At 59.5% G+C, this 25,547-nt stretch carries 23 protein-coding genes; 8 read left to right on the top strand and 15 right to left on the bottom strand.

Features of this window, described 5'->3' with window-relative positions; all coding sequences use genetic code 11:
- Window positions 1–52 precede the first annotated feature (52 nt).
- Window positions 53–1,051, bottom strand: coding sequence for a TRAP transporter substrate-binding protein (locus P1P91_RS13895; protein WP_311883364.1), 999 nt, complete (start codon window positions 1,049–1,051; stop codon window positions 53–55).
- 289 nt (window positions 1,052–1,340) lie between these two features.
- On the opposite strand from P1P91_RS13895, the gene pdxR reads away from it, so the two are divergent.
- Window positions 1,341–2,810, top strand: a complete 1,470-nt coding sequence (pdxR, locus tag P1P91_RS13900) for a MocR-like pyridoxine biosynthesis transcription factor PdxR (protein WP_311883366.1) — start codon at window positions 1,341–1,343, stop codon at window positions 2,808–2,810.
- A gap of 6 nt (window positions 2,811–2,816) precedes the next feature.
- Here pdxR and P1P91_RS13905 read toward each other — a convergent pair whose 3' ends face one another.
- Together P1P91_RS13905 and P1P91_RS13910 are read right to left on the bottom strand one after the other, a co-directional pair.
- On the bottom strand, window positions 2,817–4,265 hold the full coding sequence (locus P1P91_RS13905) for an NAD(P)/FAD-dependent oxidoreductase (protein ID WP_311883368.1): 1,449 nt from the start codon (window positions 4,263–4,265) through the stop codon (window positions 2,817–2,819).
- A gap of 59 nt (window positions 4,266–4,324) precedes the next feature.
- A complete protein-coding gene (locus tag P1P91_RS13910) occupies window positions 4,325–4,708 on the bottom strand; it encodes a nuclear transport factor 2 family protein (RefSeq protein ID WP_311883369.1) in 384 nt (127 codons plus the stop codon).
- A gap of 320 nt (window positions 4,709–5,028) precedes the next feature.
- On the opposite strand from P1P91_RS13910, the gene P1P91_RS13915 reads away from it, so the two are divergent.
- Together P1P91_RS13915 and P1P91_RS13920 are read left to right on the top strand one after the other, a co-directional pair.
- Window positions 5,029–5,997, top strand: coding sequence for a MoxR family ATPase (locus tag P1P91_RS13915; protein ID WP_311883370.1), 969 nt, complete (start codon window positions 5,029–5,031; stop codon window positions 5,995–5,997).
- 6 nt (window positions 5,998–6,003) lie between these two features.
- A complete protein-coding gene (locus P1P91_RS13920; protein ID WP_311883371.1) occupies window positions 6,004–7,740 on the top strand; it encodes a cobaltochelatase CobT-related protein in 1,737 nt (578 codons plus the stop codon).
- A 67-nt stretch (window positions 7,741–7,807) separates the two neighbouring features.
- On the opposite strand, the gene P1P91_RS13925 is transcribed toward P1P91_RS13920, so the two are convergent.
- Complete coding sequence (locus P1P91_RS13925; protein ID WP_311881892.1) at window positions 7,808–8,557, bottom strand: IS5 family transposase; 750 nt, start codon at window positions 8,555–8,557, stop codon at window positions 7,808–7,810.
- Window positions 8,558–8,630: 73 nt separating this feature from the next.
- Here P1P91_RS13925 and P1P91_RS13930 point away from each other — a divergent pair, with 73 nt between their 5' ends.
- Both P1P91_RS13930 and P1P91_RS13935 read left to right on the top strand, forming a co-directional pair.
- Entirely contained in the window at window positions 8,631–9,005 is a 375-nt protein-coding gene (locus P1P91_RS13930) for a Lin0512 family protein (protein ID WP_311883372.1), read from the top strand.
- Window positions 8,998–9,336 (top strand): Lin0512 family protein, encoded by a 339-nt coding sequence (locus P1P91_RS13935; RefSeq protein WP_311883373.1) that lies wholly within the window; start codon window positions 8,998–9,000, stop codon window positions 9,334–9,336. The genes P1P91_RS13930 and P1P91_RS13935 overlap by 8 nt, the downstream gene beginning before the upstream one ends.
- A 19-nt stretch (window positions 9,337–9,355) precedes the next feature.
- On the opposite strand, the gene P1P91_RS13940 is transcribed toward P1P91_RS13935, so the two are convergent.
- From P1P91_RS13940 to xsc, 3 genes are all read right to left on the bottom strand, one after another.
- Entirely contained in the window at window positions 9,356–10,114 is a 759-nt protein-coding gene (locus P1P91_RS13940; RefSeq protein ID WP_311883374.1) for a TSUP family transporter, read from the bottom strand.
- A gap of 7 nt (window positions 10,115–10,121) precedes the next feature.
- Complete coding sequence (gene pta / locus P1P91_RS13945) at window positions 10,122–11,144, bottom strand: phosphate acetyltransferase (protein ID WP_311883375.1); 1,023 nt, start codon at window positions 11,142–11,144, stop codon at window positions 10,122–10,124.
- A gap of 84 nt (window positions 11,145–11,228) precedes the next feature.
- Window positions 11,229–13,049: a sulfoacetaldehyde acetyltransferase gene (gene xsc, locus P1P91_RS13950; RefSeq protein ID WP_311883376.1), complete on the bottom strand. Its 1,821-nt coding sequence runs from the start codon at window positions 13,047–13,049 to the stop codon at window positions 11,229–11,231.
- A gap of 192 nt (window positions 13,050–13,241) precedes the next feature.
- Here xsc and P1P91_RS13955 point away from each other — a divergent pair, with 192 nt between their 5' ends.
- Both P1P91_RS13955 and P1P91_RS13960 read left to right on the top strand, forming a co-directional pair.
- Entirely contained in the window at window positions 13,242–14,048 is an 807-nt protein-coding gene (locus tag P1P91_RS13955; protein WP_311883377.1) for an IclR family transcriptional regulator, read from the top strand.
- Between the two features lie 92 nt (window positions 14,049–14,140).
- Entirely contained in the window at window positions 14,141–15,562 is a 1,422-nt protein-coding gene (locus tag P1P91_RS13960; RefSeq protein WP_311885811.1) for an NAD-dependent succinate-semialdehyde dehydrogenase, read from the top strand.
- 113 nt (window positions 15,563–15,675) lie between these two features.
- Here P1P91_RS13960 and P1P91_RS13965 read toward each other — a convergent pair whose 3' ends face one another.
- The 3 genes from P1P91_RS13965 to tmpA all read right to left on the bottom strand — a co-directional run bounded on the left by P1P91_RS13965 (window position 15,676) and on the right by tmpA (window position 18,356).
- Window positions 15,676–16,524 (bottom strand): EamA family transporter, encoded by an 849-nt coding sequence (locus tag P1P91_RS13965; RefSeq protein WP_311883378.1) that lies wholly within the window; start codon window positions 16,522–16,524, stop codon window positions 15,676–15,678.
- Between the two features lie 87 nt (window positions 16,525–16,611).
- Entirely contained in the window at window positions 16,612–17,199 is a 588-nt protein-coding gene (locus tag P1P91_RS13970) for an HD domain-containing protein (protein WP_311883380.1), read from the bottom strand.
- Window positions 17,200–17,204: 5 nt separating this feature from the next.
- Complete coding sequence (tmpA, locus tag P1P91_RS13975; protein ID WP_311883382.1) at window positions 17,205–18,356, bottom strand: 2-trimethylaminoethylphosphonate dioxygenase; 1,152 nt, start codon at window positions 18,354–18,356, stop codon at window positions 17,205–17,207.
- Between the two features lie 110 nt (window positions 18,357–18,466).
- Here tmpA and P1P91_RS13980 point away from each other — a divergent pair, with 110 nt between their 5' ends.
- Window positions 18,467–19,354 carry a LysR substrate-binding domain-containing protein gene (locus P1P91_RS13980; RefSeq protein WP_311883383.1) on the top strand — a complete coding sequence of 296 codons (888 nt, stop codon included), beginning with the start codon at window positions 18,467–18,469 and terminating at the stop codon, window positions 19,352–19,354.
- Here the strand turns inward: P1P91_RS13980 and P1P91_RS13985 are convergent.
- From P1P91_RS13985 to P1P91_RS14005, 5 genes are all read right to left on the bottom strand, one after another.
- Window positions 19,351–20,970, bottom strand: coding sequence for an ABC transporter ATP-binding protein (locus P1P91_RS13985; RefSeq protein ID WP_311883385.1), 1,620 nt, complete (start codon window positions 20,968–20,970; stop codon window positions 19,351–19,353). The two genes, P1P91_RS13980 and P1P91_RS13985, sit on opposite strands and share 4 nt — an antisense overlap.
- Entirely contained in the window at window positions 20,967–21,863 is an 897-nt protein-coding gene (locus P1P91_RS13990; protein ID WP_311883387.1) for an ABC transporter permease, read from the bottom strand. Before P1P91_RS13990 ends, P1P91_RS13985 begins: the two co-directional genes overlap by 4 nt.
- Window positions 21,860–22,816 (bottom strand): ABC transporter permease, encoded by a 957-nt coding sequence (locus P1P91_RS13995; protein ID WP_311883388.1) that lies wholly within the window; start codon window positions 22,814–22,816, stop codon window positions 21,860–21,862. The genes P1P91_RS13990 and P1P91_RS13995 overlap by 4 nt, the downstream gene beginning before the upstream one ends.
- Before the next feature lie 2 nt (window positions 22,817–22,818).
- A complete protein-coding gene (locus P1P91_RS14000; RefSeq protein WP_311883389.1) occupies window positions 22,819–24,405 on the bottom strand; it encodes an ABC transporter substrate-binding protein in 1,587 nt (528 codons plus the stop codon).
- Between the two features lie 561 nt (window positions 24,406–24,966).
- The gene (locus P1P91_RS14005; RefSeq protein WP_311883390.1) at window positions 24,967–25,326 is read right to left on the bottom strand and encodes a c-type cytochrome; all 360 of its coding nucleotides are present in this window, start codon (window positions 25,324–25,326) and stop codon (window positions 24,967–24,969) included.
- Window positions 25,327–25,547 lie beyond the last annotated feature (221 nt).

Genomic DNA, 25,547 nt, shown 5'->3' on the forward strand with positions numbered 1-25,547 from the left:
GCTTTTCATTCGAAAAGCCCGGATATTTGAGTGGTTAATCCTGAAAGAAGGCTTATTTTTCGGGAGCCGGCTCGCGACCCAGGACTTCCAGCACGTGGTCAAGCTTTTCCTTGCCGCCGATACTGTCGTAGAAATCCGGCCATATGCTGGTTGCCTGGGAAATCCATTCCTCTTCGTTGTTATCAGGCTCGGTAATTTCGATACCTTCTTCTTCCACCAGCCGGGTTTTGATTTTTTCTTCCGTTTCTTGCAGGTAGTCGTAGCTGTGCTGAGTCGCCGCTTCACCGGCTTTCTTAACGAGCTCCTTGTTCTCTTCACTCAGGGCCTGGTAAGCCCCTTCGCCCATGACCAGCGGCTCAAGGGAAAACACGTAGCAGCTATCGGTGATGTAGTCCTGAACCTCATAGAACTTCATGGCATCAATGGTGATATAAGGGTTGTCCTGACCGTCGACGACCCCTTGCTGCAGCGCGGTAAAGGTTTCCGACCATGCCATCGGGTTGGGATTGACGCCCCATGCCTGATAGGAGGCCATCATGATTTCGTTTTTGGGCACCCGGATGACCAGCCCATCCAGGTCTTCCGGCGAGGAGACGGGCCTTTCGGAGTTACTCAGGCGGCGGCAGCCGGAATAGGCCCAGCCCAGGATACGAACGCCGGCATCGCGAATGGTATTCTCGGTCAGTTCCTCTCCGACCTCCCCCTGGGTCAAGGTCTTGGCGTCTTCCGCTCCCTGGATGACGTAAGGCAGCGTCAGAACGCCTACCGTGGGCGAGAAGGGCGTAATATTGTTAATGGCAATGATCGATAGATCCAGCATCCCCATGCTGGCGTTATTCAGCGTGTCCTGCTCGCTGCCAAGCTGGCTGTTGGGAAACAGATCGACCGTAATCTCGCCGTCAGAGCGCTTCTCTATCTGTTCGGCAAACGTCTTGCCCAGCTCATACTGGGTGCCACCGGCAGCGTCACCGATCGCCATTTTCCAGGTTTCCGCGGCGGCACCGGTGCTGAGCGCCAGGCAAGCGGTAGAAATAGCTACAGACAGTGTCAATTTTGTTGGGTTAGGCATAATGTCCTCCAGACCTTGTTATTATTTTGATGGCTGTCGTCGGGCAGCAATGTCCGGCCCGACGGCGGCATCAGAAACATGAATATGCTGACCCGTCTTCTTTTACGCACTTCTGGCGCCGTTCCATAGTGCCAGCTGGCCACCTGGTTTGGTGCCAGCAAGGAGAAGCTATGCCACCATCTAGTCTTTAGTCGCATCCTGCCGACTACTACCGAGTGCCATAATGGCCCGCTGTCCTTACTTCACCTGGCAAGCCAAGGGGTCTGACGCCATGCTGCTTTTCCATCTAGACCCGGCACGCCCAGAAAGCCTGCAAAATCAGCTGCGCGAGCAGGTGGCCAACGCCATTCTCGACGGCCAGATCCCGGTCGATAAGGCGCTACCCTCCAGCCGCAAGCTGGCCGAGCAGCTTAACGTGGCGCGCAATACCGTCGTGCTGGCCTACGAACAGCTGCTGGATGACGGCTACCTCATCGCCAGAAGCCGCAGCGGCTACTTCGTCAATACGGACGTGCTGGAAGGCCGCGCCGAACGCCCGGTGCGCCTCAACGATATCGACGCCGACCCCATGCCCTGGGAACGCCTGCTCACGGCGCGCCCTTCGCAGCAAAAAGCGATCCGCAAGCCGGTTGACTGGCATCGCTACGAGTATCCCTTTGTCTACGGCCAGATAGATCCGGCGCTGTTTCCTACCCAGCACTGGCGCGAATGCAGCCGCGACTCGGTGAGCGTGCCGGCAATCAACCGCTGGTCAGTCGACCATTTCACCGAGGACGATCCCGCTCTCATCGAGCAAGTGCGCACCCGGCTTCTTCCCCGGCGCGGGGTATGGGCCAGGCCGGAAGAGATACTCATCACGATGGGGACTCAGCAGGCGCTCTGGACCGTGGCTCAGCTATTGCTCAAGCCCGGTCGCCGCCTGGGCATGGAAAACCCGGGGTATGTCGACATGTACAACATCGCCCGCCTTTTGACCGACGACATCCAGCTGCTGCCGGTCGATGCGCAGGGGATGCGCCCGGATGACTCGCTCGGCCAGTGCGACCTCGTGTACGTAACGCCCAGCCACCAGTGCCCCACAGCCGTCACCATGCCGCTGCAGCGTCGCCGACACCTGCTGGATCTCGCAGAAGTGAATAACTTCCTGGTTGTCGAGGACGACTACGACAGCGAGACCAACTATCAAAACAACCCGACACCGGCCCTCAAAAGCCTGGACCGCCACCAGCGGGTGATTTATCTGGGCAGCCTGTCAAAAACGCTGTCGCCAGGACTGCGCCTAGGTTATATGGTGGCCCACCCGACGCTGATTCGTGAAGCACGCGCCATTCGGCGTCTGATGCTGCGCCATCCGCCCACCAACAATCAGCGGACCCTGGCGCTATTTCTGGAGCGCGGCTATCACGACGCGCTGCTGCGCCAGATCCACCGCACGTTTCAGCGCCGCTGGCAGCGCATGAGCGAGGCGCTGGCCACACACTTGCCGGACTTCCACACTTCGTCAACCATGGGCGGCACCAGCTTTTGGCTGCGGGCGCCCCAAGAGCTGGACTTCCGCAAATGGCAGGCACTGGCCAGAAAGCAAAGCATTCTGATCGAATGCGGCGATATCCATTACTTCGACCGCTCCTGCAGCGCCCATTTGCGGCTGGGCTTTTCCGCCATCCACGAAGACAGGATAGAGCCAGGTCTCAAGCGCCTGGCTGACTTGCTGCCGGAGGCCATGACTGCTCGCCGCTGAGCCGGCTTATTTACGCTCGTCCTTGAAGTTGTACCAGTGGTACAAAAAGCGCTGCCCGATACGGCGAAACGGAGCAAACGCCTGGGACTCCACCATCTCCTTGACGTTGGGGTACGGCAGCTTTGAAGTGAAGATCGGCATGTCCAGCCCGCCGCCGTCGCCGGCGATAAGCTGCGCCAGGCGCCGCCCTGCCTGGGCCGAGTACATCACGCCGTTGCCGCCGTAGCCCAGCGCGTAATAAACCGTTCTGGTCGGGTCCGGCTGAAAAATACGCGGCATCAGATCATGGCTGACGTCAACCCATCCCCACCAGGAGTAGTCGATCCGGGCGCCCTGCAAATGAGGGAATTTGCGATGCATGTCGCCAATGAGCATGTCCTCATATTTTTTGTTGGGCGCTTCTTTCCCGGTAATGGCGCTGCGGCTGCCAATCTGCAGCCGGTTGTCCGGCAGCAGACGGTAATAGTGGCGCAGTATCCGGGCATCGGTAATCACCTGGCGCGTATGCAGATGGCTGGCCTGTATTTCCTCGTCGGTCAGCACCCGGGTCACAATCGAGTTGGACAGGATCGGCATCAGGCGATTTTTCAGCTGGGGATGCAGGCTTTGCGACGTGTAACCCCCGGTGGCCATGCCCACGGCGCCGGCCTTGACGGTTCCACCGGGGGTTTTCAGATAGTGTACGCCGTCGCGGGTTTCCCAGCTCTGCACCGGGCTTGAAGGATGAATCTTGACGCCCAGCGCGCGCGCCTTGCGATGATAGCCAAAGGCCAGCTTGCCGGCGTGAACGCCGATGCCTTCGGGTTCGTGCATTGCCCCTACCGTCTCCTGGTCACCCAGCCATTCATTTTTGACGGTGTCGGCGTCCAGAATCTGCGCGTCGTAATGGAACGTATCGCGCAGCAGCCGGGCCTCCTTTTCCAGGTCCGGCATCTGCCGCTTGCGGTGGGCAATATAGAGATGGCCGCCGGGCTGCGGTTCGCAGTCGATGTCCTCGATCAGCTCCTTGAACGTGGCCATACCCGCCAGGCACTCCTCGTGCAGCCGATGGGCGGCATCCAGGCCGTAACGCTCGATCCACTGCGAACGCGACAGGCGCCCCATGGCGCACTGGGCCTGCCCGCCGTTGCGGGTAGAGCATCCCCAGCTGGTACGGTTGGCTTCCAGCACCGTGGCCTTGATGCCATGGTTTTGCGCCAGGAAGATGGCCGCGGTCAGCCCGGTAAACCCCGACCCCACAATCACCACCTCGGCGTCGGTATCGCCCTGTATCGGCCCGTCATCCGCCGGCGGCTCGCCGGCCGTGTCGATCCAATAGGTGGGGGCGTAGTCACGCCCGGTGCCGGGCGTGGGGTTTTTCAGCGGGTCGTACATGGGGTCGTAAGGCAGCGACGGCGCGGTGCTTTGCTGCCCTACGTTACTGTCAGCGGTCGCGTTTTGTTGTGCGGTTTGCATAGCGGGCTCCTCGCGATCGGGTGGCCTTGTCCTGGAACGGACAGTTCCAGCGTGAAAACTCAGGCGTTAACCGGAGGACGGTTCTTGCGGAACGCGTTCTTGACGGCAATTTTGCCATCGCGGAAAGTAAAGACGTCGATCATGCGGGCTTCGGTCCGCGCGCCGTCCGTCGTGGTCCCTTTATAGGTGGTTTCGGAGAACCCCTTGTCGCCGCTGACGTGAAGCTCGGCATCGACCCAGCAGGCGTCCGGCGCCGTTTTCCAGGCGTTTTCCAGACCCGCGCGCACCTCCTGCTGCCCGACAAAGCTTTTGCCTTGCAGCTCCGGGCCGGCCACGGCGTGGAACACGCAGTCATCGGTCATCATTTCCATGATCGCATCGATATCGTGGTTGTTCAGGGCTTCATTGAAAGCCTGGAGGAAAGCAATGCTTGGCTGGCTCATCGTAAACTCCTGTTGGCAGAAAACATTGTCGTTGTTGTCACAAGCGCTGTTGCCACGCTCGGGGAAGGCGCTTAATGACAGCCAGTCTACTCCCCGATTTTTATGCGCATTAGCGCCAGTTACAGGTCTTTATTTGGGCCAGAAGCGCCTTGCTGGCTACGCACCGCGCCACTCAGAAGCCCCACCCGTATCTTAAAACGAAACTTTCCATTCCACTTTTTATATATAGCCAGATAGGCTAGGCTGCACAAAGAACACACAGACGGCTTGAAGGGCCACTGACCGCTGCCCCTGCACCCGGTGTCCCCAAGGAGACAGACATGACAGATTTAGCCGACATGAAGCCTGATACCTTGCGCTCGGTGCGCGATCTCTTCGGCATCGACAGCGACCTGCAGGTGCCCGCCTTCAGCCAGAAAAACGACTATGTGCCCGAGGTTGACGAGGCCTACCGCTTCAACCCGGACGTTACTCTGGCCATTATCGCCGGCTTTACGCGCAACCGCCGCGTCATGGTTCAGGGGCTGCACGGCACCGGCAAGTCGACGCATATCGAGCAGATTGCCGCACGTCTTAACTGGCCGTGCATGCGGGTGAACCTGGACGGCCACATCAGCCGCCTGGACCTGGTGGGCAAGGATGCCATTGTGGTCAGGGACGGCGTACAGGTGACCGAGTTTCAGGAAGGCATTGTCCCCTGGTCGCTGCAGCGTCCCGTGGCGCTTATTTTTGACGAGTACGATGCCGGCCGCCCCGATGTCATGTTCGTCATCCAGCGCATCCTCGAGCGCGACGGGCATTTTTCGCTGCTGGACCAGAACCGGGTTATCCACCCACATCCGTACTTCCGCCTGTTCTCGACCGCCAACACCGTCGGACTGGGCAATATGTCCGGCCTTTATCAGGGCGCCCAGGTGCTGAACCACGCCCAGATCGACCGCTGGAATATCGTCGCCAAGCTGGACTACCTGGACGCGGAGGAAGAGGCCGCCATTGTTTTGTCGCGCGTACCCGAGAAGGATACAACCCAGGGCCACGAGCTCATTGCCGCCATGGTGGGCGTCGCCAACCTGACGCGCAAAGGCTTTGCCGCCGGCGATATTTCAACGCTGATGTCGCCACGCACCGTCATTACCTGGGCGGAAAACTGCGAGATTTTCCGCGATCCGGCACTGGCCTTCCGGCTGTCCTTCTTGAACAAGTGCGACGCCACCGAACGCCAGACGGTTGCTGAATACTACCAGCGCTGCTTTGGCCAGGAGCTGGACGAAGCTCGGTTCATGGAGTAACGCGACATGAGCAGCAGTGTTCAGCAGCAAGCCCGCCGCCAGCAGCAGGTGGAAGCCCTTTGCGCCGCCGCCATCCGTGCGCTCAGCGGCCGGTCGGATCTTCATTTCCGGGGCAAGCAGCTGTATCAGGGCGAGCGCCGACTTCCCATGTACGCCCCTCACCATCGAATCGACACGGCAACAGCGCCGTTTGCCGACTGCCGCGCCGCGGCGGACGGCATGGCCCTGCGGCTGCTTTACAGCGATGCCGACCTGCATCGGGCGAGCTGCCCGGAAAGGCCCGTGGCGCGGCTGGTGTTCGAACTGCTGGAGCAGCTGCGGGTAGAAACCCAGGTGCCGGCGCAGCTGCCGGGCATGGCCGCCAATCTGGAACAGCGCTTTATCCGCTGGTCTCTGGACTTTCATCGCTCGGGACAAACCGAAACCAGCAGCGGCCTACTGGTCTACACGATTGCCCAGATGAGCTGGTCGCGGCTGAACGCGCGTCAGGTGCTCGAGGAAACCGAAGACCTCATCGAAAGCACGCGGTTTTCCCTGGCGTCGTCCATGGGCATGGCGCTGGCCGGCCTGCGCCATCACCGCCACGACCAGGCGGCCTTCATCCCCCATGCCCAGGCCGTGGCCAGGCTGGTCGACGACACGCTGGAATCCTGGCAGGAAGGCGAAGACGACAGTGACCGCGAGCGTCAGGATGACGACGAGGCCGATGACCGGAAAAGCCTGGCCCTGCTGCTGGACTTTGATCAGGAAGGGGATGAAGAGCGCTTTGCCAGCGCCCGCAGCGGCACCAGCAAGGCACTTGGCGAAAGTCGGCAGGGCTATACGGTGTATACCACCGCCCATGACCGCGAAATTGTCGCCTCGGACCTGGTGCGCAAGGCACAGCTTGAAGAATTTCGCCGGCGGCTGGATACCGGCATTGCCGAACAGGGCATCAACGTACCGCGCCTGGCGCGTCAGCTATCGGCCATTCTGGCCACGCCCCAGTACGACGGCTGGCAATACGGCGAGGAAGAAGGACGCATCGACGGCCGGCGTCTGGCCCAGCTGGTGAGCTCGCCGACGGAGCGGCGCCTGTTCTACCAGGATCGTCAGCGCCCGGTTGCCGACTGCGTGGTCACGCTGCTGGTGGACTGCTCCGGCTCCATGCGCCACCAAAGCGAATCCGTCGCCATGCTGGCCGACTGTTTGATCCGCGCGCTGGACATCGCGGGCGGGCGCAGCGAGCTGCTGGGCTTTACCACCAACGCCTGGAACGGCGGCAAACCTTACCAGGAATGGATGCGCCAGGGGCGCCCGCCTGCTCCGGGGAGGCTCAATGAGGTCTGCCATCTGATCTTCAAAAAAGCCGGCCGCGGCTGGCGCCGGTCTCGTCGCGACATCGCAGCCATGCTGAAAGGCAACCTGTTCCGCGAGGGCGTGGACGGCGAAGCCGTGGACTGGGCCTGCTCGCGTCTTTTGGCGCGCGAAGAGCAGCGCAAGATCCTCATCGTGATCTCCGACGGCAGCCCTTCGGACACCGCCACCAACCTGACCAACGACGCCTATTACCTGGATAACCATCTGAAATCCGTCCTCGCTCGGCATGAGCGCCAGGGCGAGATCGACATCCTGGGCCTGGGGGTCGGTCTGGATTTAAGCCCCTTCTATCGCCACAGCCTGGCGACCGACATGTCCCAGGCGCTGGATAACCACTTGTTTGACGAAATCGTGCAGCTGATAGCTCAGCGCATACGCCGCTAATATCAGCTGAACAGAGCCGTCATCAGCTATACGAATACAGGAGTGGCACCTAGGGCGTGTTGACGTTTCACATGGGCAGCCATAAAAAGCCGCAGGCCAAGGCCACCATGCTTTCGTAGTTTCGCTTGAGCTTGTCGTAACGCGTTGCGATGGCGCGATACGGCTTCAATCGAGCAAAGGCATTCTCAACCAGATGCCGATAGCGATATAAGCCTCTGTCCAGATTGGCATTTCCTTTCTTTGAGTTGCGTTTGCGTGGAATGACGGCAGCCATGCCCTTGGCTTCGATCTGTTCACGGATACGCTCGCTGTCATAGCCCTTGTCAGCCACCAATGCATCACCCGCTGGCAAATCGTCAATCAATGCCCGGGCTTCCGTGCTGTCGTGCACCTCACCCCCGGTTATTCTGAAGGTGATCGGTAGCCCATAGGCATCTACGGTCAAGTGGATCTTGCTGGTATTGCCTGCACGACTTTTGCCAATGGCTTCTGCGTCTTCCGTGGCAGCTCCGGTGCTGTCCTGGTGGGCCTTGACGTAGGAGCCATCAATGAACAGCCACTCAACATCAGGCTCCTCCACCAGAGAGCTGAAAAGCCTCATCAGCTTTCCACTCGCTGACCAGGCGTTAAAACGCTTGTAGACCGTGTTCCAGGGGCCAAACGTCTCCGGTAGGTCCCGCCACGGGCAGCCGGTGCGCATCCGATAAAGGATGCCTTCTATCGTGGTACGCAAGTCGGCCTTGTCATAAATACCTTGTTGAAGCAGGATAGGTTTCAGCTTCGACCAGTGTTCATCCGTGAGCATTTGTCGGGGCATGGCAGGCTTGCAGTTTGTTGGTGTGGGAACCTTTATTCTGCGAGCTTGCCCCTATCCTGCCAATACCCCTGCCATGAAACGTCAACAGGCCCTAATGGCCAACGCCCCCTTGGTACATCAGTTCGGCACCGGGACCTCTATCCGCAGCCGCGACTATACTGCAGCCTGCGTCCGGGCCATCCGCGATGCGCTGTGGCACAACTCCCTCAGCGTGGCCGAGGTCTTTGACTCTCCCCGCGAGGCGATGATGATCGACGTACAGCTCGGCATTCCCCGCCCCGAAGAAGTGGACACCCGGAAACTGCCGGATGTCTTTCCCTACGGCAAACCCCGTATCACGCTGACTCGGGGCGGGCTCGAGATTCTCAAACCCGACGGCAGCGGCGCCAGCGTTATCGCCAACGCCGTCCTTACCGTTTCTCTGGCGAGGGAGTCCGACAATGGCTGAGAAGCGACTTATTCTGGCCATGGGCAGCGGCCATGCCGGCCTTCACGAAGGCTATACCCAGGCTGCACGCCACGCCGTCCACGATGCCCTGAGCCACTCTTCGCTGGCCCTTTTTCAATCGCTCAAGCTGGATGAGCGCCAAGCGCGGACCGAAGTGACGATTGGCGTACAGCAGCCGGACAGCATAGACGAGCAAGCCATTATCTCCGAGTTTGCGACCGGGGAGGTAAGCGTTACGGTACGCCACGGCGGCCTTGACGTGCAGGAAACAGACGGCAGCCCATCGCGCCTTGTGGCTGCCGCGGCAGTGGCCGTCTTTTTAACCACGTAGCCAACGCGGCTCGACCGCCTCAAAACGTCAGGCCGGCCGCTATCAGTGACGCACCGATTATCATCAGCATGGCAAACACCAGCCGCCGCATGGCCAGTGCCGAGAGCGGCGGCGGCCAGCGCCGGCCAACCCAGGTTGCCGCCACGACGGCCGGCAAGGACCAGCCGACAAGGGCCAGAATATCCAGGCTTAGCTGCCCCTGAACGGCGATAAACAGGGTGCGCATCCCCGCCGTGACGGCAAAGAGCAGAATCAAGGTGTTACGAATACGCGCGGGGGGCAGCGGCTGGCGATAGTAATGATAAATCAGCGGCGGCCCGGCGATGCCCAAAAGCCCGCCGAGAAAGCCGGAGAAGCCGCCGAACAGGGTGAAGCTGGCAGGGCTGGCCACATGCGCCTGGTGCGTCGGCTTCAGCAGCAGCCCGGCGGCGCCGTAAAGAATGACCCCGCCCAGCACGACCCTGAGCACTGACGAGGCCTCATCGCTGAGATAGTGCAGCATCGCCACCCCGGCCAGAATGCTCGGCACGACGCCCACCATCACCGCCCCCGCCGAAGGCCACTCAATGTGCTGCAGGCGCCCGGGAAGCGCCACCACGCAGTTGATGAGCAGCATCAGGCTGATCACCGCGGCAACCGTTGCCACCGAGGCCACTTCCAGACCGCCGGCCAGGCCCATGACCACCATCCCCAGGCCAAAGCCCGTCACCGTTTGCAAATAGCCGCCCAGGCCGGCAATGAGCAAAAACAGCCACGGCACCTCAGCGACGATATCCATCGGTGCGTCAGCCCTTGGCGCCGGCGCGCTTGTCACTCGCCTGAGCCTGGACCGACGTCACGGCAATGACGTGGTAGATATCGTCGACGCTACAGCCGCGCGACAGATCGTTGGCCGGCTTGTTCAGCCCCTGGAGCAGCGGGCCAATAGCGTCTGCGCCGCCGATACGCTCCGCCATTTTATAGCCGATGTTGCCAGCGTTCAGGTTGGGAAATACCAGCACGTTGGCCTGGCCCTTGACGCGGGAGTCCGGCAGCTTTTTCGCGGCGATGTCGGGCACAATCGCGGCGTCCAGCTGCACGTCTTCATCGATGGCCAGCTCCGGTCGCTGCTGCTTGACTGCCCGGGCGGCATCACGCACGCGATCCACGTGATCGTGCTGAGCGCTGCCGCTGGTGGAAAAGGACAGCATGGCCACTCGGGGCGCTTCATCCAGCAGCGTTTCGGCACTGTCGGCTGCCGCCAGCGCGATCTGGGAGAGCTGGTCGGCGTCGGGGTCGACCATCAGCCCGCAGTCCGCAAAGATCACCCCGCCCTTGGGCTGGTGAAACGGCTGGCACAGCATCATCAGAAAGAAGCTGGATACCAGCGAGTACCCCGGCGCCAGCCCCAGCGTCTGAATGGCGTTACGCACCACGTCGGCCGTCGTGTTGACCGCGCCGGCAACGGAGCCATCAGCGTGACCTTCGCGCACCAGCATGTGAGCAAAGCACAGCGGCTCACGCACGCTGGTTTCGGCCTGCTCGCGGGTCATGCCCTTTTTCTCGCGCAGCGCGTGTAGAGCCTGCGCCAGGCTTTCCGTCAGCGGCGAAGTAGCGGGATCCACCACCTCAATCGCCGAAACGTCAACGCCATGTTCCCGGGCCGCCGCGGCAACGGTTTTTTCCCCGCCTACCAGCATGACTCGTGCAATGCCTGCCTTGGCTGCCTTGGCCGCCGCGCGCAGTACGCGCTCGTCTTCGCTTTCGCACAGCACAATGCGCTTGGGGTCCCGCCGGGCATTATCCAGTATTTGATTCAACGCTTTCATGGTACCTGCCTATACCGCCAACGGGGCGGTAGAACGTAAAACCCCCGGCCAGGCCGGGGGTAAAGACATAATAGCGCTTAGGCCTTATACGTAATCCTGGTACTTCTCGAGCAGACGCACCGGCTTTTTCAGCGCGTCACGACGGAAGGGGTCGCCCAGCTCGCGCGTACACATGATTTCGATGACGGTGGTTTTACCTTCGTTCATCTGCATGTCGACGGCCTTCTTCAGAGCCGGACCCACGTCTTCCAGGCGGTCCACGGTAATGCCTTCGGCCCCCATGGAGCGTCCCATCTCCGCAAAGCTCTTGTTCTCCAGCTCGCCGGCAACGAAGCGGTGGTTATAGAACTCCACCTGGTTCTTCTTCTCGGCACCCCACTGGCGGTTGTGGAATACCACGGCGGTGACCGGAATATCGTGACGTACCGCGGTCATGATTTCGGTCATGCTCATGGCCCAGGCGCCGTCACCGGCGTAGGCAATAGCCGGGCGCTCGGGAGCCGCAGCCTTGGCACCGATGATGGTGGGCAGCGCATACCCGCAGTTGCCGAAGCTCATGGGTGCAAAGAAGCTGCGGGGCTTTTCAAAGCGCAGATAGCTGTGGGCTACCGCGTTGATATTGCCGATGTCGGTAGACACCATCTTGTCTTCCGGCATGGCTTTCTCCAGCTCCCGCAACACCTGGCGTGGATGCAGGTAAGCACCGCCGGAGAAGGGCGTTTCACCCTTGGCTTCATCGATGGCGTCAAGGCTGTAGGGATCGTCTTCGTGAGTCCACTCGTCCAGCTCTTTTTCCCAGGCTTCCTTCTCGCTGGCGATGCGCTCGGCGCGCTCGTCGCGAGTGGAATCGCATGCCAGGTTACGCTCCTGCAGACGCTCGGTCAGCGCATCGGCCGCTTCCCGGGCATCGCCGCAAATGCCGACGGCAATCTTCTTCACCAGGCCGAGCATCTTGTGATCGGCGTCCACCTGGATGATCTTGGCATTCTTCGGCCAGTAATCCATGCCGTGCTGGGGCAGCGTGCCGAAGGGCCCAAGACGAGTACCCAGAGCGAGGACAACGTCAGCGTCGGCGATCAGCTTCATGCCGGCCTTCGACCCCTGATAGCCAAGGGGGCCGCACCACAGCGGATGGCTGGCCGGGAAGGAGTCGTTATGCTGGTAGCTGTTGACGACGGGTGCGCCCAGCCGCTCGGCAAGTGCCTTGCAGGCATCAACGCCGTCCGCCATCACCACACCGCCACCGGAAACGATGACCGGGAAGCGCGCCTCGGCGAGAAGCTCGGCGGCTTCGTCCAGGCTCTTGGGTCCGCCGGGGCCGCGGTCGAGCTCCAGCGGCCGGGGGATCTCGGCTTCAATCTCACCGTAGAAGTAGTCGCGAGGAATATTGAGCTGGGTAGGCCCGATTTCCGTCATCGCCCGCTCAAAGCAGCGGCCCGTGTATTCGGCCATGCGCGCCGGATGCGTCACATGCCCCTGATACTTGACGAATTCCTGGAACATCGGCAGCTGGTTACACTCCTGGAAACCGCCCAGCCCGATACCCATGGTGCCGGTTTCCGGCGTGATGGCGACCACCGGGCTGTGCGCCCAGTATGCCGCAGCAATGCCGGTAACGCTGTTGGAAACGCCGGGGCCATTTTGGCCGATCAGCACGCCGTGGCGACCGGATACCCGGGCATAGCCGTCGGCCATATGGGCCGAGCCCTGCTCGTGCACCACCGGAATCAGGCGGATGCCGGCGGGGGCAAAAATATCCATGGCGTCCATGAAGGCCGAGCCCATGATGCCAAAAATATCGGTAACGCCGTTGGCCACCAGCGTTTCAACAAACGCCTCGGAAGGCGTCATCTTCTGCTTGCCTTCAACAACCTGGCGGTTATCTGTGGGGTTCTGCGTGCTCATGAAACATCTCCGGATCAGTACCGAGGCTCTCGCCTGAAAAATTCATTTTATTGTATGTTGAATTCCGGAAAACGGAATAACTTGAAATCTAGACGTTACTCGGCGCAACGTCAACAGGAATTCCGTAATTTTATTCAAATTGATTTATTTTCCGGAATGGAACATACTTCTGCCATATAAGAGGAATCTGCTATGAGCACCACAAAATCTGAGGCGAGCCGCCTGGAAGGCGATACCCCAGCGCAACGGCTGCTAACGCTGCTTGAGGTAATATCCGAGAAAGATCAGTTCTTTACGTTGCAGAGCATGGTGGAGGAGACCCACATGCCCAAGCCGACTCTGCACCGCATGCTGCAGCAGCTGGAAAGCTCGGGAATGCTGCAGCGAGAAGCTGACGGCCGCCACTACAGCCACGGCAGGCGCTTGCAGCAGCTGGCGGAAAACCTGCTGCTAAACGACACCCTGCGCGGCACGCGCCACGCCATCTTGAGCTCGCTGGCCGAGGAAATCGGCGAAAGCTGCAATATTACCGCCCTGTCGCACGGCGAAGTCCTCTACCTCGACCGCGTGGAAACCTCGGCGCCGCTGCGCTTTTATTTGCAGCCAGGGTCGCGCGTCCCCGTTCACTGCTCTGCCAGCGGCAAGCTTTTCCTGGCGCAAATGACGCCGGCACAGCGTCGCCGTCTGCTGTGCGATCTGCCGCTTGAGCGCTTCACCGCCAATACGCTCACCGATCGCCAAGCGCTGGAAGAAGAAATTCAGCACGTCAAGCAGCACGGCTACTCCTTTGATAACGAAGAATTTTTACCCGGCCTTTTGTGCATCGCCGTGCTCGCCTCAAAGCCCAGCGGGGTATCCAACATTGGCGTGGCCGTTCAGGGGCCGATCATGCGCTTTAATCACGACCAGGCACTCGCCTGCCTGCCGGCTCTCAGGCGCGCTGCAGACGCCATTGCCGATCTCTGTCAGGAAGGCGTCTCGACGGCTGACCAAGCCTGACCCCCGCACCGCTCCGCGCCGCTTGCCGGACGACGGCCCATCCAGCCAGCTAGACATCACAAGGAAACACCATGCCCTACGCACAGCTACTGATGACCAAGGCGTACATCGACGGTCAATGGCATGACAGCGCACGTCATTTTGCGGTGGCCAACCCGGCAACGCACGAAACGCTTGCCCAGGTGCCGGATATGGGCGCTGAAGACGCCCGGGAAGCGATTGCCGCTGCAGATCGAGCGTTTGCCGGCTGGCGTAAAAAAGCCGCCAAAGAGCGCGCGGCTCTGCTGCGTCGCTGGTTCGAGGCCATCATGGCACACCAGGAAGAGCTCGCGCAGCTGATGACGCTGGAGCAGGGAAAGCCGCTGGCCGAGTCACGCGGGGAGGTCGCCTACGGCGCAAGCTTCGTCGAGTATTTTGCCGAAGAAGCCAAGCGGATCGCCGGGGAAACCTTGCCCGGCCACGGGGCCGATAAACGCATCCTGGTATTTCGCGAACCCGTCGGCGTTGTCACGGCCATTACGCCCTGGAATTTTCCCCTGGCGATGATTACCCGCAAGTGCGCGCCGGCCCTGGCGGCCGGCTGCAGCGTAGTGATCAAGCCGGCAGAGGCGACTCCCCTGACAGCCCTGGCACTGGCCAAGCTGGCCGAAGAGGCCGGCTTGCCCGCCGGCGTGCTCAACGTTATTACCGCTTCCACCGGGGCTGAAATCGGTGAAGTCCTGAGTACCGATGCGCGAGTCCGCAAAATCTCCTTCACCGGCTCAACCCCCGTTGGCAAAAAGCTGCTTGCCCAGTGCGCCGATACCGTCAAGAAAGCCTCCATGGAACTCGGCGGCAACGCCCCCTTCATCGTGTTCGACGACGCCGATATTGACGCTGCGGTAGAGGGGGCCCTGCTCTCCAAGTACCGCAACACCGGCCAGACCTGCGTCTGCACCAACCGCTTTCTGGTGCAGGATAACGTCTATGAGACTTTCCTTGAGAAGCTGGCCACCCGGGTCAAGGCGCTCAAGGTAGGCAACGGAATGGAGGATGGCGTGGTTCAGGGGCCGTTGATCAACCAGGCGGCCGTGGAGAAGGTCCAGACGCACATCGGCGACGCCCTGGATAAAGGCGGCCGCCTGGTCTGCGGCGGCAAGACCCACGCCCTGGGCGGCACCTTTTTCGAGCCGACGGTCATTGCGGATGCGACCCCGGACATGCGCGTTGCCCGGGAAGAAACCTTTGGTCCGCTGGCGCCGGTGTTCCGCTTTACCACTGAAGAAGAGGCTGTCGCCCTGGCCAACGCCACCGAGTTTGGTCTGGCGGCCTATTTCTACGCTCGGGATTACCGGCGCATCTGGCACGTCTCGGAGAGTCTGGAATACGGCATGGTGGCCGTCAACGAGGGGCACCTTTCTACCGAGCTGGCCCCGTTCGGCGGTGTCAAGGAATCCGGCCTGGGTCGGGAAGGCTCCCGCTACGGCCTGGAAGAATTCACAGAGCTCAAATACGTGTGCATCGGCAGCCTCTGAGCCATGCTTTTTCCCCAGATTCGATAAGCATCGCTTGGCCCTTTGAGCGGGCATAGATTATCCCGGAAGTGCCTCGCCGCACGTAAAGCTTCGGGGTTATACTCTCGGCCTTTTCAGGACATTCCGCTTTTCTGGAGTAGCACAATGCCTATCACAATAAGGCATGCCGACACTATTCGACGGGCTCCAAACGGCTCGTTGAGTAACTTTGTGCCAATCAGGGCAGCGATGATAACGCTCGTTTCACGAAGCGCCGAGACATAGGTCATCGGCGTTATGACCATGGCCCATACCACCAGGCCATAGGAGCCGACATGCAGCACGCCGCTCATCAGCCCCTGCTTCCAGTTTTCCACTAGCTGTGTCTTCAGCGCACCTTGTTTAAGGATGAATATAACGGCCATAAAGCCGACGCCGTCTATGACAAAAAGCCACGACACATAGCTCAGCGCATTACCCGACAGTCTCGCACCCGTACCATCGACAACAGTGTAGGTGGCAATAGACAAGGCAGTCACAAAGGCACACACCACGGCCTTTCCGCTGGTACGCAGGATGGAGGGGTGCAGCGCCAGCATGCAGATCGCCATGGAAATAATACCGATACTGACAACACCCAGAAAAGTTAGCGTTTCTCCTGCCAGCAGAAAGGCCCCAATGGCTACAAAAGGCGGCGCCGCTCCGCGCGCGATGGGATAAATCAGCGATAGATCGGCCGTACGGTAGCTCAAGGAGAGAAAGGAATAATAAAAGATATGCACGCCCAACGACGTCAGCAGATACGGCCAGCTTTCAGGGGCAGGCAGCTCCAGAAAGAAGACCAGCGGAAGCACTACCAGCGCTGAAAAACCGTTTGTAATGGCTAGCCGAATGGCCGGTTCGCCCCCTACTTTGACAAGGGTATTCCAGCCTGCGTGCATGACGGCAGCCATCAGCACCAGGCCAACAACCGTTGGCTCCATCAAAACCTCCACAAAAAAACGCTATTGCGTCCCTTGAGATGCAATAGCGTTTCTGACTTATTGCGTTATAGCATTCAGGCCCGTCTATCAGGCTTTCTTCCCGGCATGCTCCTGAACAAGGCCTTTCAACAGGGGCATATAGTGGCTGAACGGGGGCGTTTCCATGTTGGCATCCTTGCCTTCATCGTCCCATACGCGCAGCCTGAGCGCATCTTTATAATAAGTATTTTTTTCAAACTCCTCGACTTCTTCCCGACTCATGGGGCCGCCCTGAACGTTGAGCGAGTTGACAGAGGCCGGTGACAGGCGCGAAAAGTAGTCGTCACTTGTGGCACACAGGTAGCGCTTGGCGGCCACATGAAGCTCGATAGGCTGGATAACCGACTCCGGAAAAAAATCTTGCAGTACACGAGCACCAGAGGTTTCGTGGTAGTTATCCTGGCCCTGCTCCAGTGACTCTTCGGGAAACTCGCTGGTGTAATGGCCGATATCATGTAGCAAAGCCGCAGCAACCAGCGTGTCCGGTGCCTTGGCCTTTTCCGCCAGCCGAGCACTCTGAAGCATATGCTCCGACATGGTGACGTCCTCCCCCAGATAGGAGTCTCCACCGCGCCGGGAAAAAATATCGGCAATGAACTCAACGATATTATCGGCGTTAAGCGATTCGAAACTCATGGCGTTTATCCCCACTCCTGGTGCAACGTCGCAAGTTTTGAGCGCAGGCTGTCCGTATCCGCATAGCAGCCCTGAAGCCAGCGGGAACCTGACCCCTCGTAGGCAACTCGCCCGTGCAGCACGCGCGTATTGTCGACGATAAACAGCTCACCGGGCTTCAGCTTGAAGGTAACCTGCAGCTCGGCACGCTCGACGATTTCCGCCAGATGCCGGTAGGCGTCGTAATAGGCCGCCATCTTGTCGAAGGGGATCTCGGTTAATGGCCCGATGGAGCGGTTATTGAAGCGTACCGCCTTCAGCTCACCATCCGGGCCCAGCTCGATCATTGGCCGCTTCGAGGCGAGGTAAACGTCTGCCGCCCCCGCATAGGTATAGCAGGCGGGATAACCGGCCAGCAGATCGAATTTCTGCGGCGCTTCCTCACGCAGCACTTCGACGGCCTTGAAAGCGTCAACCACCACGGAGTCACCGCCTTCGACGGAGTTGTCCAGGCAGGACAGCAGCTGCAGCGTCGGTACCGGATCGCGGTAAGGGTTGTCCGTATGAACCTGCAACCCCAGGCCGGTATAGGCCAGGTTCACCGGGTTGACTTCGGTGCGAACTTCAAAGTAGCGGCCATAGTTTGTTTCACGAACAAACCCGAAAAGGTCCACCACCTGACAAATGGCCCCGCTTTCGACCGGCATATCGACCATCTTGGCCACGCCATAGCGGTCTACATCCCGCAGCCAGCGGTAGAGCTCGACACCCTGCTCGCGCGCTTTTTCAAAGCTTTCAACGGGTAGCTCCGGCTCCAGCTCGGATCCCCAGCGTACGACTTCCTTGCGCGTCCACCCCGGCGCCCGACTGGCCAACTCCGGCCGATCATAACGATTCGCCCACAGCCAGTCGGCATCAAACGCTACGGTCTTGTTTTCGGGGCCGAAGGTCACGCTGATTTTCCCGTCATCTTTACGCGATACAGCCTCAATCCGCACGTCGGCAGGAATATCCTGAACCCGGATGAGCCTTTGGCCGTTTCCCGGTGCCAGAGTGTCCTTGTCGGGGGCATGGTCCCGCAGCCAAACCGCATGAAAGCGCGCCCGGCTTTCGTTTTCCCATACCACCTCAATGCCTTCATCCCGCTTCAGGGATTGAACACTGTCCACGCTCAACATCTATGATGACTCCATTTGCCAATTGATCCAGGTCATGATATTTGTCTTTTTGACCTAAAAAAAATAATCGTTTTTACCCCTTTGACGATAAAATATCTATAGGAGGTGCCATGACGTCCCCTGACACCAACCAGCACATCCCGCCCCTCAACTGGCTCCAGGCCTTTGAGGCGGCAGCCCGGCTGGAAAGCTTTACCCTGGCCTCGACGGAGCTTAGCCGAACCCAGGCGACCATCAGCCAACAGATCCGCAACCTGGAGTTGCACCTGGCAACCGAGCTGTTCCAGCGCCTGCCCCGAGGCGTGGAACTGACGCTTGACGGCGCTGCTTATCTGCCCCACGTCCGCTCGGCTTTTCAGACCATCGCCGCTTCCACCCGGGACCTGTTTGCTCACGACCAGTCGCAGTCCGTCTCGCTTTCCAGCCCGGTGTCTTTCGTGGCTGCGTGGATTGCGCCTTTACTGCCCGAGCTGCGCCGGCTGGACGACAGAATCAACCTGTCCATCGTCAGCATTCAGCGGCCGGTGGATTACACCGTCGAAGATGCCGACCTTGAAATTCGCTACGGCAACGGGCCCTGGCCCGGCACGGAGGCAACGCTGCTGCTTGAGGACGTGCTGGTACCGGTATGCGCACCGGCATTGGCAAACAGTACGGGTGACTGGCGTAACCTCCCGGTCATCGCCCTTGCCGGCGCGCGAGCAGGGTGGTCAGACTGGTGTGCCCACGCCGGTATTGCTCCGCTATCCAACCCGGTGCTGCGGTTTGACAGCTTTATTCTCGCGCTGGAAGCGGCCAAGGCCGGCGGCGGTCTGCTGCTCGCTCCCCTGTCATTGATCCGAGCGACGCTTCGGGAAGGCGAACTGGTCCGCCTTTCCGACATCGAGCTGCGAACCGAGAGCGGTCACTGGCTGCTCCGCGATACGCAAAAGCCGTCCACGCAAGCGATCGACAAGATACGCGCCTGGCTCATCAACAAGGCCAGGGCCTCTCGTTAGTCAGCCGCCAGGACACGATCCAGCCAGGCAGGGTCCATATCCGGCACCGAGTTGAGCAGCCGCTGGGTATAGTCGACGTGCGGAGGCGTAAACACATCCTGCTTCGCCCCCTGCTCGACCACTCGGCCGTGCTGCATGACCACGACCTCGTCTGCGATGGCATCCACCGTGGCCAGATCATGGGTGATGAACAGATAAGACATGTTCAAGTCCCGCTGCAGCTCCATCAGCAAAGACAGAATTTGCTCGCCCACGATCTGGTCCAGCGCCGAAGTTACCTCGTCGCAGATGATAATATCCGGATTAGCGGCCAGCGCCCGGGCAATACACACCCTTTGTTTCTGCCCGCCGGAGAGCTGCCACGGATAGCTTTCCATGAAAGAACTATCCAGGTACGTCATGGCCAATAGCTCTTCGATCCTCTGCTGCTTATCCGACCCCTGAAGGCCCAGATAAAACTGCAGCGGACGACCAATGATCTCTTCGACCTTCTGGCGGGGGTTGAGCGCGGTATCCGGGAGCTGATATATCATCTGCAGCCGGCGCAAGGTGTCTTTGTCCCGATGCTTAAGCTGGGGCGACAGCGGCGCTTCGTGCAGTTTCACGCTCCCTTCGACTGGCGGCAACAGGCCGGTCACCACCCGGGCAAGCGTGCTCTTTCCAGACCCGGACTCCCCGACAATGGCCACCGTCCGGCCCAGGTCCACCTGCAACGAGACATCGTTCAGCACCGGCACGCCTCGCTTGTATTCGGCCGATAGACCACTCAGCGTCATGACCGGTGTCCCGGCCGGCGAGGCCTCCTTGTGCAGGTGACGCACACTCACCAGCTGGCGGGTGTAGTCCTCCGCTGGCGCTTCCAGCAGGGCCCGGGTATCACCCTCTTCAACCAGCTCGCCGTTGCGCAATACCATAATGCGGTTGGCCAGCTGGGCCACCACGGCCAGATCGTGAGTAATATACAAAGCGGCCGTATTGTGCAGGCGGATAGTCGCCCTGATAGCCGCCAGCACTTCAATCTGCGTCGTGACGTCAAGCGCCGTGGTGGGTTCGTCGAACACCAGAATATCCGGCCGGCAGGCCATCGCGGTTGCCACCATGGCACGCTGCAGCTGGCCCCCGGATACCTGATGCGGATAGCGCTGGCCAAACGTTTCGGGTTCCGGCAGCCCCATTTCCCGGTATAGTTCAACCGCCTCCGCCCGAGCCTCTGCTGCGCTACACACCCCGTGGTAGACCGCCGCTTCCACATACTGATCGATCAGCCTGTGGGCCGGATTAAAAGCCGCCGCCGCACTCTGGGCAACGTAGGCAATATGGCGACCTCGATATGCGCGCTTTTCCCGTTCGGAGAGCTGAAGGAGATCAACCCCGTTGAATATGACCTCGCCCCCGGCGATCACGCAGCCGTCGCGGGCATAGCCAAGGCTCGCCAGACCGATGGTGGATTTACCCGCCCCGGATTCGCCGATAACCCCCAGCACCTCGCCGCGATGCAAGCCGAGGCTCACGCCTTTGACCAGCTGCCTGGGGTTCTTTTTGCTATCCGTTTCGATCACCAGGTGGCGGATTTGCAGAATGTCGTTATCCGTTGTCTTGCTGTTGCCATGCGTCATTTTGAAAGCCCGCTTGCCTTGTTCAAAAACCAGTCCACAACCAGGTTGACGGAAATCGTCAATACGGCGATCGCGGCGGCGGGTAATAGCGGCGTGAACTTGCCAAAGGTAATCAGCATGGCATTTTCACGCACCATGGCCCCCCAGTCTGCCGTTGGCGGCTGAAGGCCCAGTCCGAGGAAGCTCAGCGAGCTGACCAGCAGAAAGATAAAGCAGAAGCGCAGCCCGAATTCGGCAAACAGCGGCGCCAGGATATTGGGCAGGACTTCTCGGCGAACGATCCACAATAGCCCTTCACCCCGCAGCCGAGCGGCTTCGACATAGTCCATTACCACCACGTTCATGCTGACTGCCCGGGCAAGCCGGAAAACACGCGTCGATTCCAGAAAGGAGACGATCAGTATCATCGCCGGGATCGAGCTACCAAAGATCATTAGCAGCAGTAGCGCAAATATCAGCAGCGGAATGGACATCAGGATGTCGACAACACGGGATAGAATCTGATCGACCCAGCCGCCGAGAACCGCCGCCACAATGCCCACCGACGAACCCAGCACAAACGTCAGGACGGTGATGAGAAAGGTCATGCCGACGGTGTTGCGCGCGCCATAAATCAAACGGCTGAAAATATCCCGTCCGAGACTGTCGGTACCCAGGAGATAGGAGCTGCCCCAGGGCTCGAACGCCCCGCCCACGACAGTAGCTTCGCCATAGGGCGCAAGCCACGGCGCCAGAACAATCACAAACAGGTAAAAGAGAATAATGAGCAGGCTGATCTGGCCTGTCAGTGGCGCTTCTGCCAGCGAGCGATACAGCCTGAAGCCCAGAGACGGCCGCGGCAACGGTGGCGCGGCCCCGGACCCTTCGGTGGGGGAATACGCAGTATGTGTCATTTTGGGTGCAATAACTTGGGGTTACTGACAATGGCAATCACGTCAGCAACGAGGTTGAAAAGAATATAGGTGGCCGCAAAAATCAGGCTCGCCGCCTGCACTACCGGCAAATCCCGCTTGGAAACCGAATCAACCATCAGCTGGCCAAGCCCCGGGTACACAAACACTATTTCCACCACTACAACGCCGGTGATCAGGTAGGCCAGGTTCATGGCAATCACGTTGACGATAGGTGCCCAGGCATTCGGCAGGGCATGATGGATAATCACTTGCCAGGCGCCAAGGCCCTTGAGCCGGGCCATCTCTATATAAGAGCTCGATAGCAGATTGATCAGTGCGGCTCGCGTCATGCGCATCATGTGAGCACAGGTGACAAAGGTCAGCGCCAGCGCGGGCAGCAGCGTCATGTGCAGCCGTTCCCAAAAGGGCATGCCCACTTCCACCTTCGACATGCTCGGTACCCAGCCAAGCTGAACCGCCACAAACAGGATCAGCACGTAGGCAATAAAGAACTCCGGCATGGAGATGGCGGACAAGGTAAACATCGACACGGCACGATCCACCACCGAGTTACGGTAAAGCGCCGCGGTAATGCCGAGCGCCAACGCCAGTGGAACAGAGACCGCCGCGGCAAAGCCGGCGAGATAAAGCGTATTGACCAGCCGGGAATCCAGCATATCCATCACGTCACGGTCAGTGGCAAGCGACTGGCCGAAATCCCCCTGGAAAATGCCCAGCATCCAATCCCAATAGCGAACATGAAGCGGCTGCTCGAGACCCAGCTTTTCGCGAATGGAAGCCACCGTTTCCGGCGTTGCCATCTGACCGAGGATTTCCGTTGCGATATCGCCCGGCAGCATTTCGACCGCCAGAAAGATCAGCAGCGATATGATCCACAGGGTAATCAGGCCAAGCCCCACTCGCTTGGCAACTGTCAGCAATAACTTATCCATGATCAGCCCTTGAACCACCAGCGTTCCGCGATCCGATTACCGTCCATGTCGCGGTTGGTACCGATGCGTCCGTGTCCGACCTTTCTATTGGCCGCGCTGACATAGCTGGAAAACATCGGCGATACCCGGCCGCCCTGCTCATGGATCAACGACTGCATTTCCGCGTACATCTGCGCCCGGCGCTCTTCGTCAAGCTCCGAGCGCGCTTCGTTCAGCAAATGATTGAAGCGATCGTTGTTCCAGTTAGTATCGTTCCAGCTGGCATCGCCTGCAAAATACTGAGAGAAGAACCAGTCTGCCGTCCCCCGGGGGCTTGAATAGGACATGCACCAGGGACGCTTCATCCAGACGTTTTCCCAGTAGCCGTCTGCCGGTTCGCGGATGACATTGATATTGATCCCGGCGTCAGCCGCATGCTCCTTGTAAAGCACGGCCGCGTCGACCGCACCGGTAAAGACCGCATCCGACGTGCTCAGATCGAGATTCAGCGAATCGTAGCCGGCCTTTTTCAAATAGTGGCGCGCCTTGTCAGGGTCATACTGGCGCTGGGGCAGATCGGCAAAGTAACGATAGGAGCCGCCGATTGGATGGTCGTTGGCGACCCGACCATAGCCCTTGAGCACCCGCTCGACCATATCCTCCCGGTCGACCGCATGCTTGAGCGCCAAACGCACGTTGTTGTCGTCAAAAGGCTTGGCCTGGACGTTCATGGGAAAGTAATAGATCTGATCGCTTTCTACCGTATTCACCTGAATATCAGGATCCATTTCCAGCAGATTGACGGTTTTCAGATCGACTCTGTCCATGGCATCGATCTGACCGGTCCGCAGCGCATTGGTCCGCGCAGCTTCATCGGTAATGGACAAGAAGCTGACGCTGTCAAACCAGGCCCGATCGGACTTCCAGTAATCGGGATTGCGCTCGACCACGGCTTCGACGCCGGGTTCAAAACTTTTTAGTTTAAAACCACCGCAGCCAATACCCGAAGCGGGATCAATCTTTCCTTCATTTGAAGGAAGAATGGCCAAATGGTAGTCGGAGGTAATGTAGGCAAAGTCAGCATTACCTTCTTTCAGGGTAAACACAACTTTATGTGGACCATCCGTAGTAATACTTTCAATCGGATCCACCATACCCTTGGCGGCTGAAGTTGAATCGTCGCCGCGGTGATGATTAAAGGAAGCGACAACGTCTTCAGAGGTTAAAGAACGGCCATCATGGAAAGTTACCCCTTCACGCAGCTGGAAAACCCACTGTTTGGCATCTTTACTGGGCTCCCAGCTTTCAGCCAGCTCGCCCTTGAGCTGACCTTCCTCATCAATCTCGGTGAGATAGTTATGAATGGCAAAGCCAAGGCTTTGCATGAAGACATCAGCGAAGTGCGCCGGATTCAGAGTATCGCTGGTGGAGCCGCGTGAAAGCCCTAGACGGAAGTGCCCGCCGCGCGCCGGGGTAGCCGTTTCGCTGGCGAAAGCAGGAAGAACAAGGGAGCCGGCCGAGGTGGCAGCGACGCCTAACGCGCCCCCCATCCCCAGAAAAGAGCGGCGAGTAATTCCTGCTTTAACTGCTGAACATTTCACTTCTTTCATTCACCAAACCTTCTTCAAGACAGCATAAATTAATAGACACAATAATTAGCATTTGTGCCGACATCTAAAAAAAGCCGAAATATTTCATAAGGGCGAAAAGATGTCAAGAAACCACAAACTCGCCCTAACAAAGGAAGCTACTATAAAGAACTCCTTCCGGACATTCAATTACCTTAACTTCTAATGGCGATAAAGATAAATTGATATCACACAAAAAAAGGGAGTTCAACAAACTCCCTGATATAGATATATTGACCCCACTTCATTATTTAAATGAGGGTCAACTTTCAACTTTATATAATATTGCGAAGAGCAAGCAGGAGAGTGAAGGCAGGAGAAGAGCGCCAGCTCGCTTCGCCATGTACTGGCCGCAGCGAGTCGCAGCTGAAGCATCTTTGATACGGCCGTGTCGCAAGGCGACGGGCGTAAGCCAAGGAGAGCCTGCCCGGCAGGCAGGCGAGCATGGAAAACGCCAGCTTCGCCAAACTGGCGCTTTCTGGCATCGATTGGTAGCTAATATCGCCGCCCCACGGACGTTGGCAGCCGCGGGACAGCCCGGCCTCAGCCCTCGTCGTCGGCGCTGGCGCAGTCCGGTTGTTGCTGGCTGTAGTACGCGGCGATATCGGCGATATCCTCGTCCGACAAACTCGCTGCCTGAGGCTCCATGACCGAGGACATGCCGCCCTTGCGGTTGCCTTCGCGGTAGGCCGTCAGCGCGCTTTTCAGGTAGGTAGCCGACTGGCCGGCCAGGTTGGGATAGGTGTCGGCCGAGGCCATGCCGTCCTGGCCGTGGCAGGCGGCACAGGCAGCCACTTTCCCCTCTCCGGCTTCCGGATCGCCGTCTGCCACGACGGTACCGGAAAGCGCGGCGGTGCTCAACATGATGGCAGCGGCCAGCGCTGCCTGCGGAATGGTTCTCATAGTGCTCTCCCTATTGGGCTAATGGCTGACAGGCCACTCTTGGCCGTCATTAAACAGCGACTTTTCCCGGGCAGCAAGCGGCATCGAAGTCGCTATCTTCCAATGCTTGACTCACGTCAACCATCGCCACGAAAAGCCGATCGCGTTCTATCGAGCCTCCGGGCGGCGATGGTATTCTGCGCCCATCCTGATAAGCGCATTAATCGATTTTGTTACCCAAG

The organism is Halomonas piscis (assembly GCF_031886125.1).
In the GTDB taxonomy this organism is placed as follows: domain Bacteria; phylum Pseudomonadota; class Gammaproteobacteria; order Pseudomonadales; family Halomonadaceae; genus Vreelandella; species Vreelandella piscis.